At 56.7% G+C, this 5007-nt stretch carries 5 protein-coding genes; all 5 read right to left on the bottom strand.

Annotation, left to right across the window (positions count from 1 at the left end; translation table 11 throughout):
• Positions 1-103 precede the first annotated feature (103 nt).
• Positions 104-532 carry a hypothetical protein gene (locus FJ145_26455; GenBank protein MBM4264953.1) on the bottom strand — a complete coding sequence of 143 codons (429 nt, stop codon included), beginning with the start codon at positions 530-532 and terminating at the stop codon, positions 104-106.
• Between the two features lie 12 nt (positions 533-544).
• Positions 545-919 carry a cupin gene (locus tag FJ145_26450; protein ID MBM4264952.1) on the bottom strand — a complete coding sequence of 125 codons (375 nt, stop codon included), beginning with the start codon at positions 917-919 and terminating at the stop codon, positions 545-547.
• 41 nt (positions 920-960) lie between these two features.
• Positions 961-2187, bottom strand: coding sequence for a hypothetical protein (locus FJ145_26445; GenBank protein ID MBM4264951.1), 1227 nt, complete (start codon positions 2185-2187; stop codon positions 961-963).
• Between the two features lie 73 nt (positions 2188-2260).
• On the bottom strand, positions 2261-3649 hold the full coding sequence (locus FJ145_26440; protein MBM4264950.1) for an undecaprenyl-phosphate glucose phosphotransferase: 1389 nt from the start codon (positions 3647-3649) through the stop codon (positions 2261-2263).
• Positions 3643-4773, bottom strand: coding sequence for a glycosyltransferase family 4 protein (locus tag FJ145_26435; GenBank protein MBM4264949.1), 1131 nt, complete (start codon positions 4771-4773; stop codon positions 3643-3645). The genes FJ145_26440 and FJ145_26435 overlap by 7 nt, the downstream gene beginning before the upstream one ends.
• Positions 4774-5007 lie beyond the last annotated feature (234 nt).

The following is a 5007-nucleotide window of genomic DNA, read 5'->3' as shown; positions in this document are numbered from 1 at the left end:
GATTTCGAATACGGTGTGCGCTCCGCGTCGATATTCTTTCATCCGCAGACATTACCACAGCTCCGCCAAAACGTGCTAAAGCCGTCGCCTAAAGGCGAGGGCTTCAACCCTCCCAGAGTGGGACAGTGATGTCTTTGTCCTTGGCGAGCACCGGCTTGACGCGCATGCCGGTCGCCACTTCCAAAGCGTGCAGGCGCGAAAGCTCCAGCGGGTTGCTGGTCGCAACCACGAGGTCGCGCCCTTCGATCTTCAAGGGCACTACGTGCGCCGTGCGCAAAAACTCGGCGATGCCCGGGTTAAACTCAATCGGCAGCGGCGTCGCCGGCAGATCCTTTAACGAGATCAGCGGCAGCGAATAGTGATCGCGCAAGACCGGCAGCCGATCGTCTTCCGAGAGAAAGCCCAGCTCGACGACCAAACGCGTCAGCGGCGCCTGCTGCTCGGCTTGCAGTTTGACCACGCGCTCCATCTCGTCATCCGAGATCAGCTGCTGGTCGATCAGCTTCCGTGCCAGGCTCGAAGAAGGTTCCATGGGAAACTTTCTCTACGCTTCGCGATCCTCGCGGCGGTAATCGTCCTCCAGCCGCACAACGTCTTCCAACTCAGGCGTCGAGACTTCCAAAACGTCACAATCTTCGACGGCGATCATCCGATGGCGCATAAGCGGCACGATGTGCAGCGACTCGCCTTGTTTGAGCGTCAGGGTTTTTCGTGCACCGTTCTCTTCGGTCTCCACCTCGAGATGACCGGACAGCAAACGAATCGTCTCGTCTTTGATATTATGGTACTGATAGCTCAGTCGATGGCCCTTGTTGATATGGAGGATTTTCCCCACATAGCGTGCAGTATGCGCCCAGATAAGCTCATAGCCCCAAGGCTTTTCGACCTTGTGTTCCCGATGCAATAGTTCAGATTTCATGAGTATTCGAGATCATAACAAAAAATCAAACTGCGGCAAACTCACTTGGTGTTCTGGCCAGTACTACGCTCTGGATTGTGAGCAAGCAACATCAAGGCCAATAGAGTAAAACAAAACAAGCGCGTTTCATGGTGATGGAATGTGACGTCGCCCAGACCGCAAAGCAGCATGGCAACGGCTGAAGCCGCCAGCCCGAGTGTCAAGATCCTATCGTCGTTCAAAGTCTGATTCACTTTGCGCGAGGTATTTGCAAAAGCCTTGACGAGTAACCACAGATAAGCGCCAAGGCCAATGATGCCGGTGCCGGCGAACAATTCCAAATAGTGGTTGTGACTATGCCAGATCGGTTCGTTCACGCTGGTTTCACTCGCGGGATTGGCTCGGATGGCCGCCTTCAAGCGGCCGCGGCCATAGCCGACGCCTAAGACCGGATTCGCCATGCCGACGCGCAGAGCGTCGCTCATGCGCGAGATCCGATCCGTAGTAGCTTGGTCGTTGCCCATAGCAACAATGCCCAGCATGCGCTCGCGCACGGGCTCAACAGCCGACAGCAGCACCACGACCGACACGAGTATCAACAAGAACTCTTTCCGCGTGCCCAGCGCCACGAGTAGAAACGCCATCGCTCCGGCAACCCCTAGCCACGCCCCGCGCGAATAGGTCAACAACAAGGCAATGAGCTGCGCGACGGCAGCCCCCGCCGCCAACAGACGCCACCGTGCCAGAGACGAGAGCAACAACGCCACGCTAAGCGGCAAGCTCATGGCCAAAAGATGCCCCGCCGTGTTGGCATGATCCAATGGGTATCCCAATCGTTGAGTCAGGCTGAAATCGAGTATGGCGGGGTTGGCAAAAAGACCGCGCAGCAACACCAACGCCGGCAGCAAGCCAAGCCCGACAATCACAAAGCGCTGTTCTGTTTCTTTGCGAAGCACATCCAACACCATGACACCGTGGCCGAGGGCGAAAAACAGATAGCGGAAATCGCCCAGATCCTGGAAGCTGGGCACGAGCGAAAACACCGCCGCGGCGAGAAAAAGCAGCAGCGGCCGACACTCGGACCAAGTTAAATTCCAATGAGTGCGCGTGCGCCAGAAAAAATAGAGACGACCGATCAACCAGAAGAAAAACGTCGTACGCGATACGCTCCACGCGCTCAAACCCGGCAACGGGCTGAGAAAATCGATGCGCCCAACGCCTATCAACACAACGCTGACAGCCAGCGCAGTGCGGATGCAAGCCTCCCATGCCCAGACTAGCCGCGCCAAGGACGTCTGACGATTTCCGACTGTAGTCTGGTTAGACACGAACCAAGATCCTAGAGCGAAAGGGATTGCTGGCTCAGTTGCGGAACCCGCCGAGCAAGGTCCACGTCAGAATTTTCACGTCGCGCCAAACCGACCAGCTCTCGATATAGGCGATGTCATGGTCAATACGCTTTTGCAGCGACGTGTTGCCGCGCCAGCCATTGATTTGCGCCCAGCCGGTCATGCCGGCTTTGACTTTATGTCGCAACATGTAGGCAGGGATGGTCTTGCGAAATTCTTCGATCAAGGGGGGCCGCTCGGGACGCGGCCCAACCAGGCTCATCTCGCCGCGCAGAACATTCACCAGCTGTGGCAGTTCATCCAAGCTCATGCGTCTCAGCCAACGCCCAACCGGAGTCACGCGCGGGTCCTCGGCGGCAGCCCAAGTCGGGCCGGTTTCGTCTTCCGCGCCTTGCACCATTGTGCGAAATTTGATCATGACAAAGCGCCGGCCATCGAGCCCCATGCGTTCTTGCCGATAAAAAACCGGCCCGGGCGATGTCAGCTTGATCAACAGCGCTATGATCATCATCGGCAGGGCCGCCGGTGCGAGTGCCAACGTGCTAAGCGCGATATCCATGGTTCGCTTCACAATCGCATCCCACCCGTAGAGAGGCGAGCTCTGCAGCGTCATGATCGACAGGCCGTCAAACTCTTCCATGCTGCCGCGCAATTTTGCTAACGCGCCTAAATTAGGCACGAAATGCATCGTCAACGGCTCATCGCCGAACCAGGCCTGAATTTCCGGCAGCAGCGAAGCCTGCTCAAGCGGCAGTGTAACGAATATCCGATCGATGCCGCCCGACTTCACCTGGCGCACGAGCTTGGCGCGGTCGGCAATCAACCGCACCCCCTTGGGAACGATGGCGTCCCCGCCGCGCTCGGTCAAATGCACGCCGACAACCCGAAGGCCCAAGTGGCGATACCAGGTCAACCTCTCAACCATTTGGCGAACCTCTGCGGCGGTACCGACAATCAGCACATGGCGCAGGTTGTGGCCGCGGCGGCGCAGATAACGCAGTCCTTCGCGGAACGTAACGTGACTCGCAGTGACGAACACCAAGCTACTGCACCAGAAAAGCAGCACGGCGATGCGCGACAAGACGAGATCACGCATGATAAAAATGATGCCCAAAAAAGTCAGCAGCGCCAACAGCGAAGCCTTGACCAGATCGACAAACTCACGACCATGGGTAGAGATGCGCCGCGGCCGATAGAAGTCCATCAGCCGAAACACAAAAGTCCAGGCACCGAGAATGAGCAGCCAAGCGATGAGATAGTGATTGAAAACGTAACCTTCGAGCGCCGGCAGCAAACCGGAATGGAATCTCGCCCAGAACGCACACCACCAAGCGGCGCTTACAAAGACGAGATCGCTCAAAAGCATCAAGCTTTTGAAAAATTCGTGGTGGCGCTTTAGCATTCTCGTCTCACTATCCCTCGCTCGCGGAGTTTTTCGGCGATAAACCGCGCAATTTCATCCTTGAAACGCTCGCGCGAAAACTTCGCGGCGTGAGCCCGCAGGCAGACCGGGTCAAAGGTGCTCATGCTGCGCTCAAAACCTTTGATTGCTTCTATCAGGCTCGCCTCTGTCTGCTCGGGAAAGAAAACGCCAGTCGGATGGGCAACGTTTGCTCCCACTCCGATGACGCTTTCCAGGACCCCGCCTTTGCCATAGGCGATCACAGGGCGGCCACAAGCCTGCGCTTCTAACGCCACAATGCCAAAATCCTCTTCGCCTGGGAAGAGTAACGCCTTGCAATCTGAATAAAGCTGCGCCAGCTGTTGATCGTGAACCCACCCGAGAAATTCAACATTTGGCCCGGCGAGTCGCTGCAAACGTTGGCGCAGCGGCCCATCGCCGACGATTTTTAACGGCGCACCCAGCCGATTGCAGGCGGCGATCGCCAGGTCGACGCGCTTGTACGGAACCAACGCTGACACGACTAAATAATAATCCTTCGATGCACCGCCCAGAAGGAAACGATCGACCTCCACCGGTGGGTAGATAGTCGTCGCCTCGCGCCCGTAGAGTTTGCGAATTTTATCGCCCACGTTGTTTGAATTCGCTACGAAATAATCCACTCGATCGGCGCAAGCCACATCCCAACGCTGCAAGTAGCGCCGGCACAATGCCATGCCCGATTGAGCCAGAGACCAACCCTCGCTGGCGAAATAAGCGTCGTGCTGATCCCAGACATAGCGCATGGGCGCGTGGATATAAGCGATATGCAACGCGCGACGGGGGAAGACCCCTTTGGCCACACAGTGGCTGCTAGAGAGAATCAAGTCATAGCCGGGCAAATCGAAGCCCTCAATCGCGCGCGGCATGAGTGGCAGGTAGTAGCGGTAGGTGCGCGCGATCAGCGGCAAGCGGTTAAGCCACGACGGCCGGATATTCATCCGTGCTATCGCGGGCGAGACTTTCTCAGGGACATAAACAAGCGTATAGAGATCGGCCTCAGGAAATAGCTCGCACAACACTTCGAGGCATTTTTCGCCGCCGCGCGTCCCCGTCAACCAATCGTGAACCAGTGCTACTCGCATTTCTGCCGTTTGTTTTGCCGATGAATCGTCGTTATGTTATCACGTTTCAACCTATGTTGGACGTAATTGACATCGGCTGTCCAATTTTACGCACTCCTTTTATCGAACAAACAATCGCGTCGCTGAGCCGTTGTCAATAGGTGTGTAAAAAGATACTAGGCGGCGACCCTCATCTCTTTGCCATTGTCATACTTCGTCCCGCGCGCTACTTTTCCGACAAGCTGTGGTGCGTTC

The organism is Deltaproteobacteria bacterium (genome assembly GCA_016874755.1).
Classification (GTDB): domain Bacteria; phylum Desulfobacterota; class Binatia; order UBA9968; family UBA9968; genus DP-20.
The sequence above is the reverse complement of the archived record's forward strand: the minus strand, read 5'-3'. Positions and strand labels throughout refer to the sequence as shown.

Coding starts and splice junctions, on each gene's coding strand:
- FJ145_26450 (MBM4264952.1), bottom strand. CDS start 919: ATGAAATCTGAACTATTGCATCGGGAACACAAGGTCGAAAAGCCTTGG.
- FJ145_26440 (MBM4264950.1), bottom strand. CDS start 3,649: ATGCTAAAGCGCCACCACGAATTTTTCAAAAGCTTGATGCTTTTGAGC.
- FJ145_26435 (MBM4264949.1), bottom strand. CDS start 4,773: ATGCGAGTAGCACTGGTTCACGATTGGTTGACGGGGACGCGCGGCGGC.
- FJ145_26455 (MBM4264953.1), bottom strand. CDS start 532: ATGGAACCTTCTTCGAGCCTGGCACGGAAGCTGATCGACCAGCAGCTG.